Source organism: Pseudoalteromonas sp. BSi20495 (genome assembly GCF_000241185.1).
Lineage (GTDB): Bacteria > Pseudomonadota > Gammaproteobacteria > Enterobacterales > Alteromonadaceae > Pseudoalteromonas > Pseudoalteromonas fuliginea.
The window spans coordinates 13,724-39,429 of record NZ_BADY01000145.1 but is presented as its reverse complement, the minus strand read 5'-3'; the positions used below and the strand labels follow the sequence as shown (position 1 = coordinate 39,429).

Below are 25,706 nucleotides of genomic sequence, written 5' to 3'. Positions count from 1 at the left end.
AATTATTCTGCTGCTGCAGCGTCGTCTTCAACTGGAGCTGCTTTGTTTGCTTTGATAGTCAGGATAGACTGATCATGGCCTTCGCCTTTACCTAAATCTACAGAGCTAACGCCTTTAGGGAAAGTAAGGTCAGAAATATGAACAGAATCGCCAACAACAAACTTAGAAACATCTACTTCAATGAATTCTGGAAGTGCTTTTGGAAGACACGTAATTTCAACTTCAGTTAACTGGTGAACAACAGTTGCGCCAGCTTTAGTTACAATATCTTCACCGATGAAGTGTAGAGGAACTTTAGTTTGAAATTTATGAGTAGCATCTACACGTTGGAAATCAAGGTGAGTAAGCTTAGGCTTGAATGGGTGACGTTGGATATCTTTTAAGATTACTTCAACAGCTTCGCCATCTACGTTAAGCGTAAGGATATGCGTGTAAAAGCCTTCGTCTTCTTGTGCTTTGATCATATCTTTATGAGCAAAAGTAAGTGATAAAGCTTCTTTATCAGCTCCGTAAAGGATTGCTGGAACTTTGTCTTCGCGACGTAGGCGGCGGCTCGCACCAGTACCAGTTTCTACGCGAAGTTCAGCGTTATAAGTGTAAGTTTTGTTAGACATGATGTCTCCAATAATTAAATGTGTAGGGCCTTTGCGACCAAGGACCCCAGCCAAAAGGCGCGCTATCATACCACCACACGATTTTAAAATATACATCGCTTACAAAAAAAGCGCCTAAAGGCGCTTTTATATTCAGAAATGTTTGATTTTAGTGCTCGAACATCGCTGAAATAGATTCCTCGTTACTAATACGACGAATAGTTTCCGCTAACATATCTGCAAGCGTTAATACCTTAATTTTATCAAGGGCTTTAAGTTCTTCAGATAATGGAATTGAGTCAGTTACAATAACTTCATCAATTACTGAGTCACGTAAATTTTCTGCTGCTTTACCTGAAAGAATCGGGTGGGTAGCATAAGCAAATACACGCTTTGCACCATGTTCTTTAAGTGCTTCAGCTGCTTTACACAAGGTACCACCGGTATCAATCATATCATCGACGATAATACAATCACGGCCTTCAACGTCACCAATAATATGCATTACTTGTGAAACGTTTGCTTGTGGGCGGCGTTTATCAATAATAGCTAAATCAGTATCATTTAGTAATTTTGCAATAGCGCGAGCTCGTACAACACCACCAATATCTGGAGATACAATCACAACATCATCAAAATGACGCTCTTTCATATCTTCAAGTAATACAGGGCTGCCGAATACGTTATCCACTGGTACATCAAAGAAGCCTTGGATTTGCTCTGCGTGTAAATCAACCGTAAGAACACGGTCAACACCAACGCTTGATAAGAAATCTGCAACAACTTTAGCAGTAATTGGTACACGGGCAGAACGTACACGACGATCTTGACGGGCATAACCAAAATAAGGAATGACGGCAGTAATACGACCTGCAGATGCACGACGTAGTGCATCAACCATAACGATAAGTTCCATAAGGTTATCGTTTGTAGGGGCACAGGTTGATTGCAATATAAAAACATCCGAGCCACGAACATTTTCATTTATTTGAACACTGATCTCACCGTCGCTAAAACGGCCAACAACAGCATCGCCTAATTCAATATATAAACGTTTTGCAACTTTTTGAGCTAACTCAGGTGTTGCGTTACCAGCGAAGAGCTTCATGTCAGGCACGGTTGGGTTCCTCAGGCACTGAAATTTTGGACTAACGGGCAATGATAAATACCACTGCGAGTTAACTTATTATTACTTGTACGTTACTTCATTGATCGAATATGGCGGCTAACTCCGTATGAGCAGGGGAGATATTAACGCTTGAGGCGATAAATCCCTGCCAAGTATGGGGGAGATTAGCAAGTACATCTTGTGCTTGAACTTGACTCGCAAATTCTACAAAACAACATGAACCTGTTCCGGTCATCTTCGACGGAGCGTATTTTAGCAACCACTGGAGGGTCTTTTCAACCTCGGGACAGAGCTTTTTAACTAAAGGCTCACAATCGTTGGTCAAAGTATGGTGTTTCCAATCGCCTAAAATTTTTGGTGTATCGCGTTTTAAATCCGGATGCGTAAATATTGTAGCTGTACTTACATGTTGATTTGGGTGTACGACGCAGTACCATTTTTGCTCAAGTTCTACTTGGTGTAATTCTTCGCCAATCCCATGTGCTATGGCGCTTTGACCTCGAACAAATACAGGAACATCAGCCCCTAGTTGTAACCCTAAACGTGCTAATTCATCTAAACTACGATCAATTTTCCAGAGTTTATTTAAGGCCAATAACGTGGTCGCAGCATCAGACGAACCACCGCCAACACCGCCACCCATTGGTAAACGTTTTATTAAATTTATTTTTACACCCAGTCGTGTTTTACTCTGAGTTTTTAATAATAAAGCGGCTTTATAGATTAGATTATCGGTTAATGGTATGCCTTTAGTATCACCTGTTATAAAAATGTCGGGTGTATCTATCAGCTCAAAAGTCAGTTCGTCACCAAAATTTAAAAAAGTAAATAACGTTTCTAACTCATGATAGCCATCTTCACGGCGACCATTAATGTGTAAAAATAAGTTGAGTTTTGCCGGAGCAATAAGTGTAAAAGACGTCGTGTTATTCATATTTAATTAAATTGCCAATCGTAGAGTTGTAATTTTGATTTTAATTTTTTGGTGTTTTAATGTTATTTTTGTTGGCAGCCAATATCCTGCACTTTGTATATAGCTGGCATACTCTATTTGCCACTTTTTACCTATGTCATCGAACCACAGTACTTGTGTGGCACGACCAAGTTCATCGACTTTTAAACTTTGCGCGTCAATTGTGCCTTTTAACCAATTTTCAGCATTATTAACTGGGAGAGTAAAACCAGTTAAACGCTTAAGAAGTTGTGCGGCATTTGTGTCGTAATACTTATCGTCATCAAATTCTAGTTCTGCGCCTTCGCTTGTTTGTCTGAGTTGCAAAATACGCGTACCAATAAATGAGGTAAGCACTAAATTGTTATTGTTTTTGGTTTGTTGCCAATTTAAATTTGCAGATTGGCGCTCATCTGGGCTTATAAAAGCCAATTTACCTTTTACATGCCAAGTTTTTTGATCTGCTAGGTGAGCTTTCCAATTGTCATAAAGTATTGTTTTAGATGTTATTTGTTGGGCGCAACCGCCTAAAAATAAAAAAAACATGAGTAAAATAAAATATTGTCGAATCAAATGTTGTTCCTTACTTTCCATATTCCGCTGATTTTTGATAAAATTGCCGCCTTTGAAGTAGGGCTCAGCAATATTTGGCACATATGACCATAATAGCACTCGGTATTAATCACAAAACCGCTTCCGTAGAATTACGTGAGAAAGTGGCTTTTTCGCCTGAGCAAATTTCAGAGGCGTTGCAACAATTAAGTGGCCACGCCGACTTTAATGAAGCTGTAATTGTTTCTACCTGTAATCGAACTGAAGTCTATTGTAGCCTTGCTCAGCAAAATTCCCAAACACTGTTGAGTTGGCTTGCCAGTTTCCATGGTTTGGATGAACTTGAACTGATTAAGAATATATATTGCTATGAAAATAACGAGGCAATAAAGCACTTAATGCGTGTTGCTTGCGGGTTAGACTCTTTAGTTTTGGGTGAACCGCAAATTTTAGGGCAAATTAAGCAAGCCTACAATAGCGCCAAAACGCATGATGCTGTAGGTGTTACATTTGATCGGTTGTTTCAAAAAACATTTTCGGTTGCTAAAGAAGTTCGTACAGAAACCAACATTGGTGCAAGCGCTGTTTCAGTGGCGTTTGCCGCCGTTAACTTGGCAAAACATATTTATGGCAAACTCGACAAAACCAATGTTTTATTAATTGGTGCAGGCGAAACAATTGAACTGGTAGCTAAACACTTATACCAAAATGAGCCGCAAAATATCACCGTTGCCAATAGAACAATTGAACGAGCGCGTAGCTTAGCTGATGAAGTGTCTGCGGATGTTATTGCATTAGCGCAACTGCCTGAACGTTTATATAAAGCGGATATCGTGATTAGTTCTACCGCCAGTACATTACCAATTATTGGTAAAGGGGTTGTTGAGCAAGCGCTTAAACAGCGACGCCATAAACCTATGCTATTTATTGATATTGCGGTTCCGCGCGATATAGAAAGCCAGGTAGGAGAACTTGATGCGGCCTATTTATATTCCGTTGATGACTTACAAACCATTGTAAGCGAGAATATGGCGGCACGAGAACAAGCGGCTGAACAAGCACAAATAATTATTACTGAACGCACCAAAGAATTTGCAATGTGGATGCGCTCACTCGATTCGGTAGATTTAATTCGCCATTATCGAAATGATGTACAAACAATAAAGTCGGAATTAGTAGAAAGAGCCGTTAGTCAGCTTTCTAGTGGTAAAGACGCAGAAAAAGTAATTTTAGAGCTGGCCAATAAATTAACCAATCGCTTAATGCACGCGCCTACCCGTGCAATACAAGATGCAGCGAAAAAAGGTGAAGTGGCGCAGCTAAACCAGTTGAAAAAAATGTTAGGTATTGATCAGGAATAACCGTTAAATGAAAGAGTCTGTTTATAATAAATTAGAAACCTTAGTAGAGCGTTACGAAGAAGTACAAGCGCTGCTAAGCGACCCGTCGGTCATTAGTGATCAAAATCGTTTTCGTGGGCTTTCAAAAGAATACTCCGAGCTTGAAGAGATTGTAAAAACGTTTTTAACTTATAAAGAAACGCAAGACAATTTAGCCAGTGCAGAAGAGATGCTTAAAGATTCTGACCCTGAAATGCGTGAAATGGCGCAAGAAGAATATAAAGAAGCTAAAGCACAAATTTTGGTAATTGAGGATCAAATTCAAGTATTAATGTTGCCAAAAGATCCGCGAGATAACAATAACGTGTTTGTTGAAGTACGCGCTGGAACAGGCGGTGATGAAGCGGCTATTTTTGCTGGCGATTTATTCCGTATGTACAGCCGCTATGCAGAAACTAAAAAATGGAAAGTAGAAGTTGTGAGCACCAATGAAGGTGAGCACGGTGGTTACAAAGAAGTGATTGCGAATATCAGTGGCGAAGGCGTCTACGGTCAATTAAAGTTTGAATCAGGTGTACACCGTGTACAACGTGTGCCAGAAACTGAATCACAAGGGCGAGTGCATACCTCTGCGTGTACTGTTGCGGTAATGGCGGAAGTACCAGAGGCCGAAGCGATACAAATTAATACCGCAGATTTAAAAGTTGATACATTTCGTGCATCAGGCGCAGGTGGTCAGCACGTTAACAAAACCGATTCTGCTATTCGACTTACACATATACCTACCGGTGTTGTGGTTGAGTGTCAGGATCAGCGTTCGCAGCATAAAAACCGCGCTAAAGCGATGTCAGTACTTGCAGCACGTTTGCAACAAGCTGAAGATGAAAAGCGCCATGCGGCAGAAGCATCTGAACGTCGTGACTTAGTTGGTAGTGGCGATCGTTCTGAACGTATCCGTACTTATAACTACCCGCAAGGTCGTATTACTGATCACCGCATTAACTTAACACTTTATCGTTTAAACGAAGTGGTAGCGGGTGATTTAAGCTGCGTTATTGACCCATTAATGCAAGAGTATCAAGCTGACTTATTAGCGGCTATGGGCGACGAGTAATCGTGAGCCAAACTCTTGAACAAGCAATTGCTGCAGGCGCTAATTTATTAGCACCTAGCAGCGAAAGTGCTAAATTAGACGCACAAGTTTTACTTCTACATATTCTTCAAAAACCTCGCAGTTACCTTTTTACTTGGCCAGAGCATGAACTTAACGCTAAGCAACAACAGCAATTTAATACATTTTGCCAACGACGTTTAAACGGTGAACCTGTTGCACATATTACAGGGCAACGTGAGTTTTGGAGTTTATCGCTTGAAGTTAACGCAACAACCTTAATACCTCGCCCTGATACTGAAACATTAGTAGAACAAGCACTTGAAGTGGCTGTTCCTGCTACAGCTAAAGTACTTGATTTAGGCACGGGTACTGGTGCAATTGCGTTGGCACTGGGTAGTGAAATGCCTGATTGGCAAATTATTGCAGTAGATAGAGTAAGCGATGCCGTTGCACTTGCTACACGTAACCAGCAGCGATTGGCAATTAATAACGTGCTCGTTAAACAAAGCAACTGGTTTAGTGAGTTGCACGGTGAAAAGTTTAATCTAATAGTCACAAACCCACCTTACATCGAAAGCAACGATATACATTTAAATCAGGGCGATGTGCGTTTTGAGCCTTTATCGGCATTAGTGGCTGATGATTGCGGAATGTCTGATATTAAACAAATAATTACACAATCACGTGACTATTTGCTATCTAATGGCTATCTTTTAATAGAACACGGTTTTGAGCAAGGTGAAGCTGTTCGTCATTTCTTTGAAAAAATGGCGTTTGTTAATATTAAAACAGTGAAAGACCTTGGTAATAATGACCGTGTAACGCTCGCACAGTGGCCTTAAATAGTAAAAATTGTCTACTTGTGTATTAAAAAATGCTGCGAGGAAATTTTAGCTATGATGGATGATTTCTTATTTTCAGATGAGCCTCAAGAGCCTGTTAGTAAAATAGAACAGGGCACCTGGAAAGTATTAATCGTTGACGATGAACCTGAGGTTCATGCTGTAACAAAATTGGCATTAAGCGATTTTGATTTTCAAAATAAACGATTGGAGTTTGTAAGTGCATACTCTGGTGCAGAAGCGAAAAAGTTAATAGACGAGCACTCTGATGCTGCCATAGTTTTGCTTGATGTAGTAATGGAAACGGATGATGCGGGTTTGCAAGTCGCTAAATACATTCGTGAAACAGCTAAAAACAATCATATTCGAATTATTTTACGAACGGGTCAACCGGGTCAAGCACCTGAAAGACAAGTTATTGTTGATTATGATATTAATGATTATAAATCGAAAACGGAATTAACGGCGCAAAAACTATTCACTGTTATTATGTCTAGTCTTCGTTCATATCGCGATATTATTTCTATTGAACAATCACGCGAAGGGCTAGAGAAAATAATAAAAGCCTCAAGGGATATATTTTCGGCTCATTCAATAGATAGTTTCACTGAGGGCGTAATGCAGCAACTTACCTCGTTATTAGGTATTGCAGATCAAGCAATGTACGCCACTACATTAGTTGCTCAAAATCCAGAAGAAAACAATAACAAAAAGCTTATTGTTCGTTCAGGTACAGGGGACTTTGAACAAAGTGAAGGAAAAGAGTTAGAGCTGGTTCTTAAAAGTGAACAACTTGCAGCGTGTCAACAAGCATTAAGTGACAAAACAATCGTATATAAAGATAATTACCTATTTGCTTACTGCAGTAGTCAATATAATCATAACTCAATGTTATTTATATCAGGTATCCCAAAATTATTAACGGATACGCAACGTCATTTAATTGAGATTTTTTCGCAAAATGTGCAATTAGCATTTGAAAATGTGCAGTTACAATCAGAAATAGAAGCAACTCAGCAGGAATTAGTTTATAGATTGAGTGAAGCGGTAGAGCAGCGCTCAAGTGAAACAGGTAATCATGTTAAGCGTGTGGCTAATATTTGTCATATATTGGCTGAGGGTTATGGCTTATCTAAGCGAGAAGCCGATTTAGTTCGATTAGCATCGCCTTTGCATGATGTTGGAAAAGTAGGTATACCGGATGCTATTTTAAATAAACCAGGAAAGCTCGACGGCCAAGAGTGGGAAGTGATGAAAACCCACACAGATAAAGGTTATAGCATTTTAAAAGATTCACCGAGGGAAATTGTTAGTGCTGGTGCAATTATAGCAAAAGAACACCATGAAAAATGGGATGGCTCTGGCTATCCGAATGGATTGAAAGGTGAAGAAATAAATGTATTTGGCCGAATAGTCTCTCTTGCTGACGTTTATGATGCACTTCGCCATAAACGCTGTTATAAAGAACCTTGGTCACTGCAACGAGTGGTTGATGAAATCAATTCACAAAAAGGATCGCATTTTGAGCCTAAACTTGTTGAAGTGCTTAACGATAAGCTTAATGAAATAGAAATAGTATTAACTCGTTTTCCAGATTAATATCAAAAATATAGAAGTCAGGGGCATATGGATTATTTAGCAGTAAAGCACTCACACATGGCAATTGCTATGCTCAGTGTTATTTTATTTTATGTTCGCTCTTTTTCGCGAATTGGTAGTGGCAAAATAGCTAAGAATAAGTTGGTACTTATTGGTAGTCATAGCATAGATACACTACTGTTGGTTTCTGCTCTTACACTTGTTTTTATGGCTAAAATTAACCCTTTTGAGCAGCTATGGTTGTTAGAAAAGATAATTTTAGTTGTTGTGTATATTGCGATAGGGGTTAAAAGTTCAAAGCAAACTAACACCCTAGCTAAAATTATTTACATTGTAATTAATACCGTTGTTGTTTTAGCGATAGGTTATTTAGCGACGTCTAAATCAGCTTTGTTGTTCTAAAGTAAACCTTAATAATTTGAGCTTTACGGTATTGCTTGTAAAGCTCGTTCTTCCTCCTCGCTGCAAATATTCAAAAACATCACTATATTGGTATATAGCTTTAAAGTTAGGTAAACTACGCCTTCGTTTTCTAAAATGTTGCAGTATTGATGACCACCCTCGGGTTTGATGAACACGATGAATCTTATGTTGATGATGCTTTTGATGAATTTACCCCTGCGGCAATTTATCGTTGTATTAAAGCTGAGTCTAAATGGGATCCTCAATTAGATTTAACAGCAAGTTTTGACATTCTCACCGACTTTGAGCAACAAATAAATGTTTTGTGCTTAAAAGTGAGCGACGATCACGATCGCTTAGAAAAATTATTAGATACTTTTTATAGTACCTGGCTATTTAGTGCCTCAAGCTTAAAAGTGCCTGAGCATAAACTAAATAGTTTAAGTTATACCTTAACCATGCGCAGTGGCTCCCCAACTACATTAGCTATTTTACTGTGCCACTTTTTACAACACGCTAAACTCGATGCTAGCATGAGCTTAAACCAAGGCGATATTGGTGTGCATGTCGCTATTAGCGATGAGGAAGGCTACATAATTGAACCAAGTAGCGGTCAACAAAGTTGGTATATTATCCCTGAAAATGCGGATGAGGATGATGGGCAAGAACAGGAACCACTAGAACTTATTTTTGATGATGAAGTATATAAATTGTTCTTAGCTCAACAAAAATGGTCTTTTATTAGCGAAAATAAATTTGGCCATGCTTTAACGTGTGTAGAAATGTTGATGGAATTAATTGGCGACGACCCGTATGAAAGACGCGACAGAGGCTACTTATTAAATCAACTCGATTGTCCTAAAATGGCACGAGATGATTTACAATTTTTTGTCGATGAATGTCCTGACGATCCTGCTATTGAGATTATTCAACATCAGATAGAAGAATTAGAAGATAATAATAAAACTCACCATTAAGAATAGGAAAAATTATGGTTGAAACTCAAAGTGCATTAATAACCAATGATGCCGTTGTACTTGGTTTACTTGCTGTTATTTTGGGGTTTATATTTAAAACCTCAAACAGTGAACGCCCAGCACTAAAAAGATTTTATAAATACGTACCGGCCTTGTTACTTTGTTACTTTTTACCGTCACTACTGAATACATTTGGTATAGTTGATGGCAATAAGTCCAATGTTTATTACGTAGCTTCGCGCTACTTACTGCCAGCTTGTTTAATACTTCTTACCATTAGTATTGATTTAAGAGCCATACTTAATTTAGGCCCTAAAGCACTTATTATGTTTTTAGTAGGTACCTTGGGTATTGTTATTGGTGGACCTTTGGCTATTTTAGTCGTCAGTGCTGTTGACCCTAGTATTGTTGGTGGCCATGGTCCTGATGCGGTATGGCGCGGTATGACAACTGTTGCGGGTAGCTGGATTGGTGGCGGTGCAAACCAAGCTTCAATGAAAGAGATGTTTGAAGTTGGCGGCGATATATTTTCGGTGATGGTTACTGTTGATGTAATAGTCGCTAATATTTGGATGGCTGTTTTATTGTTAATGGCAGCAAATCATAAGAAAATTGATGCGGCAACAGGTGCCGATACTAGCGCAATTGAAGATTTAAAACGCCGAGTAGAAACATATCACGCAGAACATGCTCGCATGCCTACTCTTAACGACTACATGACATTACTTGCTATTGCATTTGGTATTACTGGTTTAGCACATTTTTGTGCTGATTTTCTAGGTCCTTATTTTGGCACTACTTATGAGTGGGCAAAAGAGTACAGCCTAAACAGCAAATTCTTTTGGTTGATTGTCATATCGACTACGATTGGTATTAGTTTATCTTTTACTAAAGTGAGACAAATAGAGGCGTTTGGTGCTTCAAAAGTGGCCTCTAGCTTTTTATATATTTTAGTTGCATCGATTGGTTTGCATATGAATGTAACCGCCATTTTTGATAATCCCGGCTTGTTTTTAGTGGGTGCTATTTGGATGCTTGTACATGCAAGTTTAATGTTGCTAGTTGCTAAACTAATTAAAGCACCGTTATTTTATATGGCAGTGGGCTCGCAGGCTAATGTGGGCGGTGCAGCGTCTGCACCTGTTGTAGCATCAGCGTTTCATCCGTCATTAGCGCCTGTTGGTGTTCTGTTAGCTGTACTGGGCTATGGTGTGGGTACGTATATGGCTTATATTTGTGGATTAATGATGCAAGCAGTTGCACCGTAAGGAATTTAAATGAAAGACCAAATTATTAAAATTAATGAAATTGAACTAGCAAACAACAAACCGTTTGTATTGTTTGGTGGTATTAACGTATTAGAATCTCGCGATTTAGCTATGCGTGTTGCAGAGCATTACGTAGAAGTAACCACTAAATTAAATATTCCTTATGTATTTAAAGCGTCATTTGATAAAGCTAATCGATCTTCAATCAATTCGTACCGTGGTCCAGGTATGGAAGAAGGTTTAAAAATATTTGAAGAGATTAAAAAAACGTTCAATATTCCGCTTATTACCGATGTACATGAACCACATCAAGCGGCCCCTGTTGCTGAAGTTGTCGATGTTATTCAGTTACCTGCATTTCTAGCACGTCAAACTGATTTAGTGGTTGCTATGGCAAAAACAGGCGCGATCATTAACGTGAAAAAACCACAGTTTTTAGCACCACACGAAATGCGTCACATCATTACTAAATTTAATGAAGCGGGTAATAACAACGTAGCACTTTGTGAACGAGGCTCTAGCTTTGGGTATAATAATCTAGTGGTTGATATGCTTGGCATGGATGACATGAAAGCAATGGCTCCTGTGATTTTTGATGCAACACATGCGCTACAACGTCCAGGCGGTCGTACAGATTCGGCTGATGGTCGTCGTGCACAAGCAGCTGAGCTTGCTCGAAGTGGTATGGCATTGGGTATTGCTGGTTTATTTATAGAAGCGCACCCAAATCCTAACGAAGCGAAATGTGATGGCCCTTGCGCGCTAGCACTTAGCAAGTTAGAAGGTTACTTATCGCAAATGAAAGCGGTAGACGATTTAATTAAAAGCTTTGAACCGCTTGATACAAGTGCAAATGACTTATAATTAAAAGCTTAACAATTAAGTGAAATGTTAGAAAAGCGACTTAGGTCGCTTTTTTTACACCTTAAATATACTCTTTCTCAGCATAGGTATATAATTCACCGCATAAGAAAAACTAATTCTAAGCTTGGTCATCATGTCAAGACGAGTACCTCCATTAAACGCATTAAAAGCTTTTGAAGCCGCTGCGCGCCATTTAAGTTTTACAAAAGCTGCGGAAGAGCTTTATGTAACTCAAGCGGCTGTCAGTCATCAAATAAAAACACTTGAAGAACATTTAGGTTTGAAATTGTTTTTACGTAAAAATCGTTCGTTATTATTAACCGAAGAAGGGCAAGGCTACTTCCTCGATATTAAAGAGATTTTTACGCAACTAATTGATGCAACCGAAAAACTATTAGCGCGTGGTGCTAAGGGCTCATTAACAGTTAGCTTAACACCAAGTTTTGCAATTCAATGGCTTGTACCTCGTTTAAGCTTATTTAATGAGTTACATCCTGAGATTGACGTGCGGATCAAAGCGCAAGACCAAGACGAAAACTCATTAACAGATGATGTTGATGTGGCTATTTATTACGGGCGAGGTCATTGGAGTGGTGTGCAAGCTTATAAATTACATACCGAGTATTTAGTCCCTTTATGTAGCCCGATGTTGTTAAGTGGGATAAAACCGCTTGACCAACCAAGCGATTTAGCACATCACACTTTACTACATGACACTACCCGTAAAAACTGGAAAACATGGATGAAAACGGCTGGTGTGCGCAATATTCAAGTTAACCAAGGTCCTATATTTAGTCATTCATCGATGGTGCTGCAAGCAGCAGTGCATGGCCAAGGTGTGGCAATTGGTAACAGCGTGCTGGCAAAGCCTGACATTGACGCTGGACGCTTAGTGATCCCATTTAATCACAGTCTTGAAAGTAAAAACGCCTATTATTTAGTCCTTAGAGAATCACAAACAGAGCTAGGTAAAATAGTATCCTTTAAAGAGTGGATGTTGAGCTTAGTAGAGCAAGAGCAAGAGTATTAATATGATTGAGTGGGTTAAAAGTAGTCAGCAGCCAGCAATAGCTCAATTTATATTTGCCCATGGAGCTGGTGCCGGTAGTGATTCAGACTTTATGCAGCATGTGGCAAAACTAATCAGTGAACAGGGTGTTGATGTTGGCCTATTTGATTTTGAGTATATGCAAATAGCCAAACAAACGAATAAGCGTAGGCCTCCTGAGCGAGCACCTAAATTACTTAGTTATTACGAGCAAATACTTAACCATACACAGCCAAACGTTCCGCTATTTATTGGCGGGAAATCAATGGGTGGACGAATGGCATCCATGCTTGCTTGTACGACAGAACAACCTGTTTTAGGTGTTCTTGCTTTTGGCTATCCGTTTCATCCACCAGGCAAACCTGAAAAGCTGCGTACCGATCACTTCGCAGATATAGTCTGCCCTTTTTTAGTATTGCAAGGTGAGCGAGATACGTTTGGTACTCGCCAAGAGCTTGCAACAATGGCTATGCCGAAACAGCCACAATACATATGGCTTACAGATGGGGACCACTCACTTAAACCTCGTAAAAAAAGTGGTATGACTGAGCTACAAAATAGAGAAACAGCTGCTTTGGAGGCTGTTAAATTTATTAAAAACTGTGTGGATTTAAATTTAGAGGGTAATTAATGATTAAAGTATTTTTAATGATGGGCAGTATTTTTTGTATGCTTTCGGTCATGTTAGGTGCATTTGCTGCACATGGTTTAAAAAGCCGTTTAACAGATTATTCGCTTGGGGTTTTTAAAACTGCTGCTGAATATCAAATGGTGCATGGACTTGCGCTTATTGCGGTTGCTATTTTAATTAAGTGGGGCATAAATCTGAGCTGGGCTGGTGGTTTTTTCATAACTGGCACACTACTTTTTAGTGGCAGTTTATATTTACTCGCATTAACTGGTATGAAGTGGCTGGGGCCAATAACGCCGCTAGGTGGGCTGTGCTTTATTATTGGTTGGGTAGTTATTTTAGTGCAAGTTGCACGATTTAAGTTTTAAAGAGTTTAAGGGTTAATATGTCTAGTGTTGTGATTTACTGTCGTAGTGGGTTTGAAAACGATGCCGCTGCTGAAATAACGTTTCACGCTGCAGAGCAAGGCTTTGCGGGTTATGTAAAAGCAAAGCCAAATACGGGTTACGTTGTTTATGAATGTTTTGAAGCGCATCACAGCGACGAAATAATCAAAAAAGTTGATTTTAAAAATATGGTGTTTGCACGCCAATGGTTTGCCGGTACATTACTTGAAAACATGCCTGTGGAAGATCGCGTTGGCGCGGTAGTTGAAGCTGCAAAAGAGTTTACATTGTGCTCAGAGCTACGTGTAGAAACCCCTGACACAAATGAAGGAAAAGAGCTTTTAACGTTTTGTAAAAAAATATCAACACCACTTAAAAAAGCCCTCGAAAAACAAAATACAGTATTGCGCGAACCCAAAGCAAACCGTCCTGTAATGCATGTCATGTTTTTAACAAACAACACAGCTTATGTAGGTTACTCATATAGTTTTAATAATTCTCCATTTTTTATGGGTATTTTACGTCTTCGCATGCCAAGCGATGCACCGAGTCGATCAACATTAAAGCTTGATGAGGCGTTTAATGTATTTATTCCTGAACAACAGCGCGAATCTCGTGTTGCAGCAGGTATGCGCAGTGTCGATTTAGGCGCTTGCCCTGGGGGCTGGACATATCAGCTTGTTCGCCGTGGTATGTTTGTAAGTGCAATTGACAATGGTCCGATGAATGATGATTTGATGGAAACAGGCCAGGTTAAACATTTTAGAGCTGACGGTTTTAAATATCGCCCTGAAAAAAGAAATGTTACCTGGTTAGTATGTGATATGGTGGAAAAACCCACTAAAGTGACGACCTTAATGATTGATTGGGCTGTGAGTGCCTACGCTAAAGAGTTTATATTTAACTTAAAGCTTCCAATGAAAAAACGTTTTGACAGTGTCTACGAATGCCTTTCGATGATTAGAAAAGAGCTAGATAAACAAGGTATTAACTACGAGTTGCAAGCTAAGCATTTGTATCATGATCGTGAGGAAATAACCGTTCATTTAAACGTTACTAAGGTGCCACAAAATCTATACAGCTAAGTTTTATTAGTAATAAAAAATGGGTCTGATGACCCATTTTTTGTATATTTAACTTCGATATTTGGGCCTGTAATTATCAACCCATAAACGCGTAGCCCCACACACAGCGACAGGCATTACTATTAAGTTTATAAATGGTATTGCTGTTAATAGCATAACGGCAAAGCCAAACCCATACGATAGACCTTGTTTACTTTTTAAATCGTCTTTCATCTGTTTAAACCCAATTTTATGGTTATCGAACGCATAGTCTTCGTATTGCACTGCGAACATCCAACAGGTAAATAGGACCCATAATATTTGACCAATGACGGGGAGTATCCAAAGCAGTATAAAAAACCTATAGCGCGAGGAAGGTAATAGCATAACTTTGTCCACTCGCGGGCTAGCATACGAGGTATGTCTTTTACTAATTCAGCAAAGCCATCATCGTTAATCTTTTGGCCTGTTAAATAAAGTTCTACTTTTTCGCTTAACAAAGCGTTGAAGGGGGCTGCGATAAAATTAGTGATCACTGTAAAGAGCATACTGTAGCTAAATAAAACCATTAATATAGCAATTGGCCACATTAGCCATTCAAGCCAACTTAACCATTGTGGCAACATATCATTGATGTAGCTAAAACTGTCACTTAGCCAACCGAATAAGAAAAATAGCGAGCTACCAAAAAGTAAAATATTAATTAATAATGGAATAAAAACAAAACGTTTTAACCCCTTTTGAGTAATTAATTTAAAACCTGAAAAAAATATTCCATACCTTGTACTATCTGCACAGTAACCTCAATAAATGTTTACCACTGTAGCTAGTATAAATAGCTGAATTTTTTTGAACAGCGTTTTTAGGTAACAAAGTGTTTAAATACTAGGCTAGTTTATCTTTCGAGGTTAAGTTTTCAGCAGTGTGCTTGGTATTTAGGCAAAGCAGAGCCTATGTAGTTTGGTTATTCTCCATAAATAGGCGATAACGTAGAATAAATGCCAAGCATGCGCTGCCCGCGGAAGCTTGGTTCGGTTTTTACTTATTCTTACATGGATGTAAGCCAGTAGAGTAAGCCAGTAGAGTAAGCCAGTAGAGTAATACAGGAGCAGTTACCGAGCCCACTAGGTTACAAACCTCACGCCGCGATTAAATAGCCCATAGATTGAATGAATTTTAATTCTGAAAGGTCAACAGGCACTAATAATGCTATAAAGTGGCTTAACTTAATGGTGATTTATCTATGGCAGGGAATTAAGTTACTTTTTTATAGAGAGCTTAGGCTGATTCTGTTCAGCTCCCTAACGCATGCAGTTTTAGTGACATTATTTTAAAAGCGAGTAATTATAGATGGCTAAGATCTTTGTGATTGGGTTGCCCAGAACTGGCACTACTAGCATAAGTGTTGCGCTACTAGAAATGGGCTTTTCGGTGGCGCATACCGCTTTTACAAAGCAAGCATTTGAAATGTCTGATGCAATATCTGACGCACCTTGCTTTAGTGACTACATGCATTTAGACGAGTTATTCCCAAATGCTAAATTTATATACTTAAGTCGAGAGCTAAACAAATGGGTGCCTTCAATTACTATGTTGCTCGAAAAAATGGCGCCTCATTTAGATTTAAATACAGGTAAGTTTAATCCTATTTTAAAGCGTAGTTTTCATCGTACGTTCTCTGATGTATTACCCTTATCATCGACAGCGCTAGCTGGTTGTTATTTAAAGCATGAACAAGCTGTTTTTTCGTATTTCAAAAATAGTGACAATTTTTTAGCAATAAATATTAGTGAGCCTGATAGTTTGTTAAAACTAAAACAGTTTTTAGGCGTGGAGATACAAGGAAATACCTGTTTTCCTAAATTAAATATAGGACGTCAAGTCGCCAACTGGAAAGAATATAAACACCCAAATAAAATTAACTCTAATTTGGCTGGAAAAGAACATAGAAAATACTTTGACTATTCGCTGACCCCATTAAAGTGAATACGAAATATGACTTTTCTGTTATTAAAATTTTTTGCATCGACCAAATTAAATAAAATAATTGAGCTGGTAGCATGTGCTATTTTTAGAGGCCTACACTGAATTTAGCAAGTAATTGCATTTAATCATGAGGGCATTCTTTATTCGCGTAAATTACTGGGTTTATTTAAACGTTTAAATAAGTAGAACGAGGTTGTTCATTTTTTACAATTCGGTATAGTTTGCCAACACATATTTTTAATATAAATTGAGATGTTCTATGCAGTTAGTTGATTTAAAACCGAATGACCAGGATGTGATTAATGTTTTTTCTGATATCGACCGACTAATAAACTCTCTATATCCAGTTGCCACTGCACAGTCTCTTACGTTAAATGAACTAAATGAGCCAAGTGTGTATGCGATTGGTTTAAAGAATGATGATGGTATTATTGCGTGTGGCGCTATTGTAAAGCAGTTTGATAAAACGCCCTATGGTGAAATTAGACGGCTTTATGTAAGCCCTAGTTATCGTGGTAAAGGGTTATCTAGGCGTATTATGCAGATACTTTTACATCACGCAGGTGAGGAGAAAATCCCACTGATCAGGCTAGAAACAGGGCCAAAGCAAATTCAATCGATTAAGCTATATGAAAATCTTGGTTTCAAACGATGTGCTAGTTTTGGGCCTTACCTCGAGAATCCACAAAGTGTATTTATGGAGTTAGGCCTAAGCCAGTAACAAAGCGCATAAAGGTTAACAGCTTCACTCTAAGTGACCACACTAAATTATTTAAGTAGCGATTAATTATAGTTTTTTATAGTGTATAAATTAAACTATAATGAATTGCTACTTTCAAATATACCCAAAGTTCATTAGTACTATTATATATTGTCTGTTAAAGATCATTTCAAAAATGCCCTCTTAAAATTAACAAAAGCAGAATACTGTTTTTGTTGGCTATAATCGTATAAAATCCGTCATTTACTATGCTCCTTAAAATACTTCAAACCATAACGTTTAAATAGCGAGACTTTCTTATCCTTTCTAAAAATGACACTAAACCAATGACAGACATAACAGTAGTAACCCATAATGGTAATTTTCATGCGGATGACGTTTTTAGTATTGCAGTACTTAAACACGTGTTGCCAGCGTTTAAACTGGTACGTACTCGCGATAAAGCGCTTATAGAAAATGCCGACTTTGTAATTGATGTAGGTGGCGAATACGACCCTGAAACGAACCGCTTTGATCATCACCAGCGTGGTGGTGCAGGCGAGCGAGAAAATGGCATTCCTTTTTCGTCGTTTGGTTTAATATGGAAAAAATACGGCTTAGCGTTGTGTGATGATAACCAAGCCGTTGCTGATAGAGTGGATTCAGGCTTAGTTTCAACTATTGACGCCATCGATTGTGGTCATGTTGAAGGGGTATCAAAAGGGATAAGCTTGAGCCAAACAATCTCAATGTTTAACCCTACGTGGGAAGAAGAAAGTAACTTTGATACTTGTTTTGATGAAGCCGTTGAATTTGCAGCTCGCATGCTTATTCGTTTTATCGCTTCAGCTCACGGTAGTGTAAATGCAAAAGAGATTGTCGCCAAAGCAATTGAAAATGCTGAAGATGCCAGAGTAATCGTACTTGAAAAATACACACCGTGGAAAAAAACGGTGCATATTTTATCAAGCGATGCGCTATACATGGTTTACCCATCGCATTCTGGACAATGGATATTACAAACTGTACCCGTTGAGCCAGGTTCGTTTGAAGATAGAAAATCGCTGCCTAAAGCATGGTCTGGTTTATCTGACCAAGCGTTTGTAGATGAAACAGGTATTGACGACGCTGTGTTCTGTCACAATGGTTTATTTATAGCGGGCACTAAGTCGTTTGAAAGCACAATGAAACTTGCCACTATGGCGCTTAGCGAATAACAACTCAGATTCATAACGAATACTAAGCATAACAATTTATATAGATTGTTATGCTTGTTATCTTAGCGCGGAGCATTATGTTTGAATTAAAAACAATCGCACTTTTTACTATTACAGCCTTAGCAGAAATAGTGGGTTGCTATTTGCCCTACCTTTGGCTTAAGCAAGATAAAAGCATTTTACTTTTAATTCCAGCGGCTTTAAGTTTGGCACTATTTGCATGGTTGCTCTCTTTACATCCTACTGCTGCCGGGCGTGTGTATGCAGCTTATGGCGGCGTATATATTTGCGTTGCGCTATTATGGTTATGGGTTGTTGATGGCGTAAAGCTTACTATGTGGGATATTATCGGTGGTTTAGTTGCACTGCTGGGTATGGCAATAATTATGTTCGCCCCAAAAAGTGCATAGCTAGCTTATACTCAATTAATCGAATTCGCCTGCACACTACTGCAATTTCCTACTTTCAATGCCACAGGCAATACCTAACGCTACATATGCGCCAAGTAATGATTTAAGCTGGTGGATGTTATCCATCGCGTTTTAGACGTGTAGTTTTTATTCATGTTGCAGAATACATAGGTATTACTTGGTCACAACACGTTGGCTAAATAGCAGTAATTTGAGGCGTTGAGAACACCTTACTCTAATCCATCAAAAGTAAATTCAATAAGCAAAGTAACTCAAGATTAATTTTAGTGAATGAGCTAACTCATTTTGCTAATAAAATTTATAATGAGTCATTTAAAAACAGCCATTTTTTACAACTTTTCTTATCTTTAATAATCATCAAAGTCCTATTTTATATACGCTAGCGAGCAATACGTGATTGGTTGTTTTATCAACATTAAAAATCACTCGTTACGAGTAAAAATACTTGTTGGACTTAAATCTCTATTTTTCTTTTAATGCGCGGCACTAGCCGAGTCGGCATTAATTAAATAAAAGAGAAAGATAAATGAAAGAAACAACATCACTAGAACAAGCTCGTACGAGCTACAATGTTCGTCATTGGAGCCAAGGTTTTTTTGGTATTAATGATCAAGGTGATGTGTATGTTGCACCCAAGGCTCATGCACCAGAGCAAACCATTGCATTAACAGATATCGCAAAGCAACTACAAGATAAAGGTTTAAGCTTACCTGCTTTAGTTCGTTTTCCGCAAATTTTACACCATCGTGTACACAGCTTATGCGGCGCATTTAATACTGCGATTGAAAACTATGGTTACCCTAAAGACTACCTATTAGTTTACCCAATAAAAGTAAACCAACAACGTGAAGTGGTTGAAGAAATAGTAGCAAGCCAAGCACAAGTAGAAAAAAAGCAACTTGGTTTAGAGGCAGGCAGCAAGCCTGAACTACTCACAGTATTAGCATTAGCTGAAAAAACCAGCGCTGTTATTGTATGTAATGGCTACAAAGATAAAGAATACGTACGTTTAGCACTTATTGGCGAAAAGCTAGGTCATAAAGTGTATATCGTACTTGAAAAGCTTTCTGAGCTAGACATGGTACTTAGCCAAGCAAAAGAGCTTAACGTAAAACCACGCATTGGTATTCGTGTACGTTTAGCGTCGCAAGGTAAAGGTAAATGGCAAGCGAGTGGCGGCGAAAAATCAAAATTTGGTTTATCTGCATCGCAAGTTTTGCATGTAGTTAATCGTTTAAAAGACGCAAACCAGCTTGATTTGCTTCAGCTAGTACATTTTCACTTAGGGTCACAAATGGCGAACATTCGTGACGTACGTTTAGGTGTAAGCGAAGCGGCGCGTTTTTACTGTGAGCTACGTAAATTAGGCGCAGAAATTGATTGCCTTGATGTAGGCGGTGGTTTAGCTGTTGATTACGACGGCACGCGTAGCCAATCGCATAACTCTATGAATTACAGCTTAGCTGAATATGCAAATAACATCGTGTACACCATTGGTGATACATGTAAGCAATATGAGCAACCAATGCCGACTATTATTTCTGAGTCGGGTCGTGCGCTTACGGCGCATCATGCTGTGCTTATTTCTAATGTTATTGGTACTGAAAGCTATACGCCAGAAGAGTTAGTAGCGCCAGCGGCAGATGCACCCCTGTTATTAAAAAACATGTGGGCATCGTTTGTACAGTTAACTGATTTAACGGATGACCGTGCATTAATTGAAATTTATCACGACAGCCAAGGTGATTTAGCTGAAGCGCATAATCAATTTGCACTCGGTTTATTAGACTTATCGCAGCGTGCGTGGGCTGAGCAAATTAATATTCGTATTTGTTATGAACTTAACAAGCACATGGATAATAAAACCGTTTTCATCGTCCTATTATTGACGAGTTAAACGTTCGTTTAGCCGATAAGTTTTTTGTAAACTTTTCGTTATTTCAATCGCTTCCAGATGCATGGGGCATTGATCAAGTGTTTCCGGTATTGCCATTAAGTGGCTTAACGCAAGCACCAAAAAAACGTGCCGTATTACTTGATATAACCTGTGATTCAGACGGCGCACTTGAGCATTACGTAGATGGACAAGGCATTGAAAGCACATTACCTGTACCAGAGTTTAGTGCTGATAAACCTTATTTAATGGGCTTTTTCTTGGTGGGTGCTTATCAAGAGATTTTAGGTGATATGCATAACTTGTTTGGTGATACGCACAGCGCAATTGTTAATATGGATGAGCAAGGCGTTGCAAGTATTACCGAGATAAACCAAGGTGACACTGTTGCCGATATGATGCGCTATGTACATTTAGATGTTGAAAGTTTTCAGCAATCATACGAGCAGTTAGTAAGCACTAAAATTGAAAAACACGAACAGCAAAGCGTTTTAGACGAGTTGCAAAGCGGCCTTGATGGCTACACTTATTTAGAAGAGTTATAAGCAATGTCAACTTTGTTTGGTCACGCAGATCACTCATTGTACTCAAATGGGATGACGTTTTTACGTCGTCCTATGGTGCAAAATATTAATGCAATTGATGCAGACGTAGTCGTTTTAGGCTTACCGTTTGATTTAGCGACATCGGGTCGCCCTGGTGCGCGCTTAGGCCCTGATGCAATTCGTCGTGCATCGGTTCATTTAGCATGGGAAGACACTAAATACCCGTGGACGTTCCCGTTGTTTGAGCGCCTAAAAGTGGCAGACGCAGGGGACTTTACTTACCCTGTCGGGGATCCTGAGTATTTTACTGCGCAACTTGAAATGGCTGCTGATCAAATACTCCGTCAAGGTAAAACGCTATTAGGTTTAGGGGGCGATCACTTTGTGACGCTTCCGCTATTACGTGCTCATGCAAAAATACATGGCAAAATGGCGTTAGTGCACTTTGATGCGCACACCGATACTTATAGCAATGGCTCGCGATTTGATCACGGCACTATGTTTTATCATGCACCAATGGAAGGGCTGATTGATGTTGAGCACAGTATACAAATAGGTATTCGTACCGACTTTGATCAAAGTAAACATGAGTTTGCTGTGATTGATGCAATGCAAGCCAACGATTTACATGCAAATGAAATTGCAGCGCAAATACTTGAGCGAGTAGGTGACCTACCTGTTTACTTAACGTTTGATATAGATTGTTTAGACCCTGCGTTTGCGCCTGGGACAGGCACCCCTGTGTGCGGTGGTTTAACGTCAGATAAAGTACTTAAAGTACTGCGTGCGCTAAAAGGTATAAACATGGTAGGTATGGATGTGGTAGAAGTATCACCTTCGTACGACCAAAGTGAGCTTACCGCTATTGCCGCAGCAACCATTGCGAGCGAATTACTGCATTTGTGGACGCATAAAAACAAGTACTAATTATATAACTTAAGTACTACAAAAAAGGGTATGCGCAGGCATACCCTTTTTTATTTAGAGGTATCGATTATTCAGCAGCTTAATTTCCTTTAACCAAATAACGCTTAGCCCAATAAGAGGCAGGTTAGTAGTAACAGGGTTAAATGCTTCAATAAGTAATTGTGGCTGCATTGCAACTACAGCGAGTAAAAGGCCAATTAATGCTAAAATATTTAAAATTACTAGGTGTTTATTTTTATAAAACACAAATAAACACAATCCAAATATAATTTCGCCAACACCCGCCGAACGTGTAATTAAGTCAGACACTTCTGCTGAAAAAGCAGCACTGCCAGTCATTAATTTTTCAAGTGGTGCAATATGATAAAGCTTTGGAAAAAAGCCATGATATATCCAACTTAAACTCACTATGTAGCGAGCAAGTTGAATATAACCGCGATTATTTCCTAGCATTGTCAATACGCTCTTGTGCACTTGGGTGGCTAGACAAGTACTCTAAAAAGTCATTTACTTTTTCGAGGTGCTCGTTTTTGCTGGTATGGCTTTCTTGTAGGGCCTCTATTGCATCAGCAAAGTCATTACTCGAATACCCAAGCGACTCTAATTGAATGAGTGCAAAGGTATCTGCCTCGCGTTCCATATCTCGTGAAAACCCTTGCTGAGCAAACGATGCACCCGTACCTAATGCAACCTCTGCAACCCCTTCTAAATCACCAAATACAACCGCTAGCACAATCGTACTTGCGGCAGATTGTGCTGTAATGCGTACGCTATGCTGGTGCACTACATGGCCCATTTCGTGTAGCAATACCGCTTTTAGTGCATTGGGTTTATCGGCAAGTAAATTTGCTAAATCATCGGTGACCACGATACGGCCATGGGGGAGTGCAAACGCGTTAGCACCAAAGCTGTCTGATTTATAAAACGATAATCTATAAACCGATTGATCAAGCGATAACGCATTAAGCATACTTGTAAAATGTGCTTGTACTTTAGCTTGCTGCTCTGCGGGCAGCTCACTTGGGTCAAGCGCAATCTTTTTAATTAGTGTAAAGCTTTGCTCCCCCATTTGTTCCACAACATTACGTGGCAGAGTATCAACACTGTAAACAGCAATGGCGGGTACCGCTTTATAAAGTACTAACCACATGAAAAGTGGTGTAAATATGACTGCGGCTAAAATTGCCCATTTACTTTTTTCAAGGCGCTCCATTATGTGATGGTTATTTTCTTTAAATGGCCACCTGTAACTTACATCTTGAGGAATAAAACGACTGCCATCTTCAAAGTTTAGTTCGTCGGCAAGTCCTGCCATTCCCGAACTTAATTTTAGACTTGAGATTGCGTGGCGAGCTATAACGTGTTCATCGTTAATAACGTCAATGTGTGTGTCGCTAATAGTTGCAACACACACTTGATAGTTACTCGATGCGATGGGGAAAAAATGTCCCTTTACATGCATAGTGAGCTCTTAAGTTAGAGAAAGGTCAATATCAAATACGTTTGCAGCTTCTTCAGCAAATGATGATTGCTGTTCTTGCGCGGTATCGATTAGGTTTAATGCACCAGGATAAATAGTGACGTTAGTTACATCAGCGAGCATTTTTGATGTACGTACTTTTGTCCATGGGTATGCAAGGCCTAGCGAAAATACGATAGCCAACATATTAGTTAATAGTAAAACAGCGAAAGGAATTGGTTTTAGCTCTGATTTAAATGTAGCAACGCCTTCAAAATGGCTGTTATCAAAAATGTGATTTCTAATAGCGGCGTGCCATACAGCAGAAACAATGGCAATCATTAGTACATAGGCAATCATCATAAAGATAGGAAGCATAACCATAGCAGCGGAGTTTTCTAAATTTTGTTGATTTTCAACATCTATTAAGTTGAGGCCAAATAACCCTAAAATTCCCATAAAGAGCACCATGGTGATAGAGCTCACTACAAAACAAATAAGCGCTGTTAGGTAATAGGTTTCGCCTTTTAGGTTTACAGTAAGTGGTTTGTCACCGTAACTAATATTGCTATGGATATAGCTATCAATACGTTTTATAACATAAGGCATTAATAAATAAAGCGTAAATATGCTGGCGATAGGCAAAAGTATAAAGTTAATAAAGGCTTCGCCGTAATTGCCTTTAAAAGTAAAACGAACATTACGATGGCGCGTCATACGCAGATTAAAACGTAAACCTTGATTAATAATCCATGGCATTAAAAAGATAAAACCAAGAGCAATAAACAGCCCCAAAATAGGCAAAAAGCTAATAGAGAATGTGTAAATAAAAAATACAACAACCGCTAAAATCCGACCTTTTAAAATTTGTATTGGTGTTGCTAGGTAGTCAAAGCTATGACCATCTATACGAGTGTGGCCGTAAAAATAGCGATGCGTACGTACTTTAGCCCACGCTGAATATATGCCAAGCGTAATAACGCTAAGTAATATATTTACAATCCAAATTCCAAAAAACTCACCGCCTTTACCACTAAATTGCACTTTTCCGCTAAAAATTGGTTCAGCAGGCTCATTTATTGGTGGGCTTGTTTCAGAGAGGGTAGGGTGTATTGATTCCATTAAAATTATGTCCATATTTTTTTTGTTAATTTACCTATTTTTAGTGCAAAATTCAATGTTTATAATTATCTCACCCTTCTGTAAACAGCTATAAATAGGCGTTTTAAGTATTGAGTTAAATACTCTAATACTTTTTTATAAATAAACCTCGCTGGTTTTATTTATTTGGCTGGTAACTGGGAACTTTAGCTTTTTAATATGCGATTTAGCTACTATACATAGTTAATGCTGCTTAAATGTAATGGCATTAATTATGTATTAAGCACACCTACGTACAATAAACGCAATTGATTTATATGCCAAAATAATAGACTGTAATAGTAGTGGGGATGTAAATTTATTTAGGTTTTACAGCTTTTATCACCGCTTTAAATAACATTAGGATATTTATTATGTTTCAAGCAGTCGTGTTAGGGGGATTAGAATTTAGTCCGCTGATTGTTTACTTCCCAATTGCATTTATTTTAACGGCGTTGACTCGTTTTGTTTTGCATCAATTAGATTGGCACGATCGTATTTGGAAAGTGGCTTGGTTTGAAGTATCACTATTTGTTTGTTACTTGGCACTGACCGTCTATTTATACCAATTTGCTTAATTAAGTGAGCTATTTTGTGGTAAGAAAACCGTGTCGATAACAAGGCAAAACTTTCGTTATTTAGTTGT

General features: G+C 38.8%; 25 protein-coding genes and 2 pseudogenes. 19 read left to right on the top strand and 8 right to left on the bottom strand.

All coding sequences use genetic code 11. From position 1 onward, the window contains the following. Positions 1–2 precede the first annotated feature (2 nt). The 4 genes from P20495_RS04285 to lolB all read right to left on the bottom strand — a co-directional run bounded on the left by P20495_RS04285 (position 3) and on the right by lolB (position 3,247). A complete protein-coding gene (locus P20495_RS04285; protein ID WP_008171830.1) occupies positions 3–614 on the bottom strand; it encodes a 50S ribosomal protein L25/general stress protein Ctc in 612 nt (203 codons plus the stop codon). A 148-nt stretch (positions 615–762) separates the two neighbouring features. Then, positions 763–1,710 carry a ribose-phosphate pyrophosphokinase gene (locus tag P20495_RS04290; protein ID WP_007378121.1) on the bottom strand — a complete coding sequence of 316 codons (948 nt, stop codon included), beginning with the start codon at positions 1,708–1,710 and terminating at the stop codon, positions 763–765. A gap of 88 nt (positions 1,711–1,798) precedes the next feature. Then, complete coding sequence (gene ispE, locus P20495_RS04295; RefSeq protein WP_007378120.1) at positions 1,799–2,656, bottom strand: 4-(cytidine 5'-diphospho)-2-C-methyl-D-erythritol kinase; 858 nt, start codon at positions 2,654–2,656, stop codon at positions 1,799–1,801. Positions 2,657–2,662: 6 nt separating this feature from the next. Further along, entirely contained in the window at positions 2,663–3,247 is a 585-nt protein-coding gene (gene lolB / locus P20495_RS04300) for a lipoprotein insertase outer membrane protein LolB (RefSeq protein ID WP_008138275.1), read from the bottom strand. A gap of 83 nt (positions 3,248–3,330) precedes the next feature. On the opposite strand from lolB, the gene hemA reads away from it, so the two are divergent. From hemA to rlmM, 12 genes are all read left to right on the top strand, one after another. Next, complete coding sequence (gene hemA / locus P20495_RS04305) at positions 3,331–4,587, top strand: glutamyl-tRNA reductase (protein WP_007378118.1); 1,257 nt, start codon at positions 3,331–3,333, stop codon at positions 4,585–4,587. 7 nt (positions 4,588–4,594) lie between these two features. Continuing rightward, positions 4,595–5,680: a peptide chain release factor 1 gene (gene prfA, locus P20495_RS04310; protein WP_007378117.1), complete on the top strand. Its 1,086-nt coding sequence runs from the start codon at positions 4,595–4,597 to the stop codon at positions 5,678–5,680. Between the two features lie 2 nt (positions 5,681–5,682). Next, the gene (prmC, locus tag P20495_RS04315) at positions 5,683–6,522 is read left to right on the top strand and encodes a peptide chain release factor N(5)-glutamine methyltransferase (RefSeq protein ID WP_008138272.1); all 840 of its coding nucleotides are present in this window, start codon (positions 5,683–5,685) and stop codon (positions 6,520–6,522) included. Positions 6,523–6,576: 54 nt separating this feature from the next. Then, positions 6,577–8,121, top strand: a complete 1,545-nt coding sequence (locus P20495_RS04320) for a DUF3369 domain-containing protein (RefSeq protein ID WP_008138270.1) — start codon at positions 6,577–6,579, stop codon at positions 8,119–8,121. Between the two features lie 27 nt (positions 8,122–8,148). Next, complete coding sequence (locus P20495_RS04325) at positions 8,149–8,523, top strand: SirB2 family protein (RefSeq protein ID WP_007378114.1); 375 nt, start codon at positions 8,149–8,151, stop codon at positions 8,521–8,523. A gap of 149 nt (positions 8,524–8,672) precedes the next feature. Continuing rightward, complete coding sequence (locus P20495_RS04330; RefSeq protein ID WP_007378113.1) at positions 8,673–9,500, top strand: tetratricopeptide repeat protein; 828 nt, start codon at positions 8,673–8,675, stop codon at positions 9,498–9,500. Between the two features lie 14 nt (positions 9,501–9,514). Further along, positions 9,515–10,768 (top strand): DUF819 domain-containing protein, encoded by a 1,254-nt coding sequence (locus P20495_RS04335; RefSeq protein ID WP_007378112.1) that lies wholly within the window; start codon positions 9,515–9,517, stop codon positions 10,766–10,768. Between the two features lie 9 nt (positions 10,769–10,777). Next, positions 10,778–11,632, top strand: a complete 855-nt coding sequence (gene kdsA / locus P20495_RS04340; protein ID WP_008138268.1) for a 3-deoxy-8-phosphooctulonate synthase — start codon at positions 10,778–10,780, stop codon at positions 11,630–11,632. A 133-nt stretch (positions 11,633–11,765) separates the two neighbouring features. Further along, entirely contained in the window at positions 11,766–12,662 is an 897-nt protein-coding gene (locus P20495_RS04345; RefSeq protein WP_008138266.1) for a transcriptional regulator GcvA, read from the top strand. 1 nt (position 12,663) lies between these two features. Next, positions 12,664–13,311 carry an alpha/beta family hydrolase gene (locus P20495_RS04350; protein WP_008138264.1) on the top strand — a complete coding sequence of 216 codons (648 nt, stop codon included), beginning with the start codon at positions 12,664–12,666 and terminating at the stop codon, positions 13,309–13,311. Continuing rightward, positions 13,311–13,679 (top strand): DUF423 domain-containing protein, encoded by a 369-nt coding sequence (locus P20495_RS04355; protein ID WP_008138262.1) that lies wholly within the window; start codon positions 13,311–13,313, stop codon positions 13,677–13,679. The genes P20495_RS04350 and P20495_RS04355 overlap by 1 nt, the downstream gene beginning before the upstream one ends. Positions 13,680–13,696: 17 nt before the next feature. Further along, a complete protein-coding gene (gene rlmM / locus P20495_RS04360; protein ID WP_007378107.1) occupies positions 13,697–14,782 on the top strand; it encodes a 23S rRNA (cytidine(2498)-2'-O)-methyltransferase RlmM in 1,086 nt (361 codons plus the stop codon). Between the two features lie 48 nt (positions 14,783–14,830). Here rlmM and cysZ read toward each other — a convergent pair. Further along, positions 14,831–15,557, bottom strand: a pseudogene (cysZ, locus tag P20495_RS20970) (sulfate transporter CysZ). Positions 15,558–16,111: 554 nt separating this feature from the next. Between cysZ and P20495_RS04365 the strand changes: the two are divergent. From P20495_RS04365 to speB, 6 genes and pseudogenes are all read left to right on the top strand, one after another. After that, positions 16,112–16,747 (top strand): sulfotransferase, encoded by a 636-nt coding sequence (locus P20495_RS04365; protein ID WP_157847572.1) that lies wholly within the window; start codon positions 16,112–16,114, stop codon positions 16,745–16,747. A gap of 259 nt (positions 16,748–17,006) precedes the next feature. Beyond that, the gene (locus P20495_RS04370; RefSeq protein ID WP_007378104.1) at positions 17,007–17,468 is read left to right on the top strand and encodes a GNAT family N-acetyltransferase; all 462 of its coding nucleotides are present in this window, start codon (positions 17,007–17,009) and stop codon (positions 17,466–17,468) included. Positions 17,469–17,794: 326 nt separating this feature from the next. After that, a complete protein-coding gene (locus tag P20495_RS04375; RefSeq protein ID WP_008138255.1) occupies positions 17,795–18,664 on the top strand; it encodes an MYG1 family protein in 870 nt (289 codons plus the stop codon). 77 nt (positions 18,665–18,741) lie between these two features. After that, positions 18,742–19,074, top strand: coding sequence for a YnfA family protein (locus P20495_RS04380; protein ID WP_007378102.1), 333 nt, complete (start codon positions 18,742–18,744; stop codon positions 19,072–19,074). A 547-nt stretch (positions 19,075–19,621) separates the two neighbouring features. Continuing rightward, positions 19,622–21,534: pseudogene (gene speA / locus P20495_RS20965) on the top strand (biosynthetic arginine decarboxylase). 3 nt (positions 21,535–21,537) lie between these two features. Continuing rightward, the gene (gene speB / locus P20495_RS04385; RefSeq protein WP_008138249.1) at positions 21,538–22,461 is read left to right on the top strand and encodes an agmatinase; all 924 of its coding nucleotides are present in this window, start codon (positions 21,538–21,540) and stop codon (positions 22,459–22,461) included. Positions 22,462–22,515: 54 nt separating this feature from the next. Here speB and P20495_RS04390 read toward each other — a convergent pair whose 3' ends face one another. The 3 genes from P20495_RS04390 to P20495_RS04400 are packed head-to-tail and all read right to left on the bottom strand — an operon-like array spanning position 22,516 to position 25,042. Further along, positions 22,516–22,914, bottom strand: a complete 399-nt coding sequence (locus P20495_RS04390) for a DoxX-like family protein (RefSeq protein ID WP_008138248.1) — start codon at positions 22,912–22,914, stop codon at positions 22,516–22,518. After that, entirely contained in the window at positions 22,901–23,923 is a 1,023-nt protein-coding gene (locus P20495_RS04395; protein ID WP_008138246.1) for a M48 family metallopeptidase, read from the bottom strand. The genes P20495_RS04390 and P20495_RS04395 overlap by 14 nt, the downstream gene beginning before the upstream one ends. A gap of 9 nt (positions 23,924–23,932) precedes the next feature. Then, a complete protein-coding gene (locus tag P20495_RS04400; RefSeq protein ID WP_008138245.1) occupies positions 23,933–25,042 on the bottom strand; it encodes a YjgN family protein in 1,110 nt (369 codons plus the stop codon). A gap of 392 nt (positions 25,043–25,434) precedes the next feature. Here P20495_RS04400 and P20495_RS04405 point away from each other — a divergent pair, with 392 nt between their 5' ends. Next, on the top strand, positions 25,435–25,638 hold the full coding sequence (locus P20495_RS04405; protein WP_008138243.1) for a DUF1656 domain-containing protein: 204 nt from the start codon (positions 25,435–25,437) through the stop codon (positions 25,636–25,638). Positions 25,639–25,706 lie beyond the last annotated feature (68 nt).

Coding starts and splice junctions, on each gene's coding strand:
- kdsA (WP_008138268.1), top strand. CDS start 10,778: ATGAAAGACCAAATTATTAAAATTAATGAAATTGAACTAGCAAACAAC.
- P20495_RS04375 (WP_008138255.1), top strand. CDS start 17,795: ATGACAGACATAACAGTAGTAACCCATAATGGTAATTTTCATGCGGAT.
- P20495_RS04330 (WP_007378113.1), top strand. CDS start 8,673: ATGACCACCCTCGGGTTTGATGAACACGATGAATCTTATGTTGATGAT.
- P20495_RS04325 (WP_007378114.1), top strand. CDS start 8,149: ATGGATTATTTAGCAGTAAAGCACTCACACATGGCAATTGCTATGCTC.
- P20495_RS04390 (WP_008138248.1), bottom strand. CDS start 22,914: ATGCTAGGAAATAATCGCGGTTATATTCAACTTGCTCGCTACATAGTG.
- P20495_RS04320 (WP_008138270.1), top strand. CDS start 6,577: ATGATGGATGATTTCTTATTTTCAGATGAGCCTCAAGAGCCTGTTAGT.
- ispE (WP_007378120.1), bottom strand. CDS start 2,656: ATGAATAACACGACGTCTTTTACACTTATTGCTCCGGCAAAACTCAAC.
- P20495_RS04355 (WP_008138262.1), top strand. CDS start 13,311: ATGATTAAAGTATTTTTAATGATGGGCAGTATTTTTTGTATGCTTTCG.
- hemA (WP_007378118.1), top strand. CDS start 3,331: ATGACCATAATAGCACTCGGTATTAATCACAAAACCGCTTCCGTAGAA.
- P20495_RS04400 (WP_008138245.1), bottom strand. CDS start 25,042: ATGGAATCAATACACCCTACCCTCTCTGAAACAAGCCCACCAATAAAT.
- P20495_RS04405 (WP_008138243.1), top strand. CDS start 25,435: ATGTTTCAAGCAGTCGTGTTAGGGGGATTAGAATTTAGTCCGCTGATT.
- P20495_RS04285 (WP_008171830.1), bottom strand. CDS start 614: ATGTCTAACAAAACTTACACTTATAACGCTGAACTTCGCGTAGAAACT.
- P20495_RS04380 (WP_007378102.1), top strand. CDS start 18,742: ATGTTTGAATTAAAAACAATCGCACTTTTTACTATTACAGCCTTAGCA.
- P20495_RS04370 (WP_007378104.1), top strand. CDS start 17,007: ATGCAGTTAGTTGATTTAAAACCGAATGACCAGGATGTGATTAATGTT.
- P20495_RS04345 (WP_008138266.1), top strand. CDS start 11,766: ATGTCAAGACGAGTACCTCCATTAAACGCATTAAAAGCTTTTGAAGCC.
- rlmM (WP_007378107.1), top strand. CDS start 13,697: ATGTCTAGTGTTGTGATTTACTGTCGTAGTGGGTTTGAAAACGATGCC.
- P20495_RS04365 (WP_157847572.1), top strand. CDS start 16,112: ATGGCTAAGATCTTTGTGATTGGGTTGCCCAGAACTGGCACTACTAGC.
- speB (WP_008138249.1), top strand. CDS start 21,538: ATGTCAACTTTGTTTGGTCACGCAGATCACTCATTGTACTCAAATGGG.
- P20495_RS04395 (WP_008138246.1), bottom strand. CDS start 23,923: ATGCATGTAAAGGGACATTTTTTCCCCATCGCATCGAGTAACTATCAA.
- P20495_RS04350 (WP_008138264.1), top strand. CDS start 12,664: ATGATTGAGTGGGTTAAAAGTAGTCAGCAGCCAGCAATAGCTCAATTT.
- prfA (WP_007378117.1), top strand. CDS start 4,595: ATGAAAGAGTCTGTTTATAATAAATTAGAAACCTTAGTAGAGCGTTAC.
- P20495_RS04335 (WP_007378112.1), top strand. CDS start 9,515: ATGGTTGAAACTCAAAGTGCATTAATAACCAATGATGCCGTTGTACTT.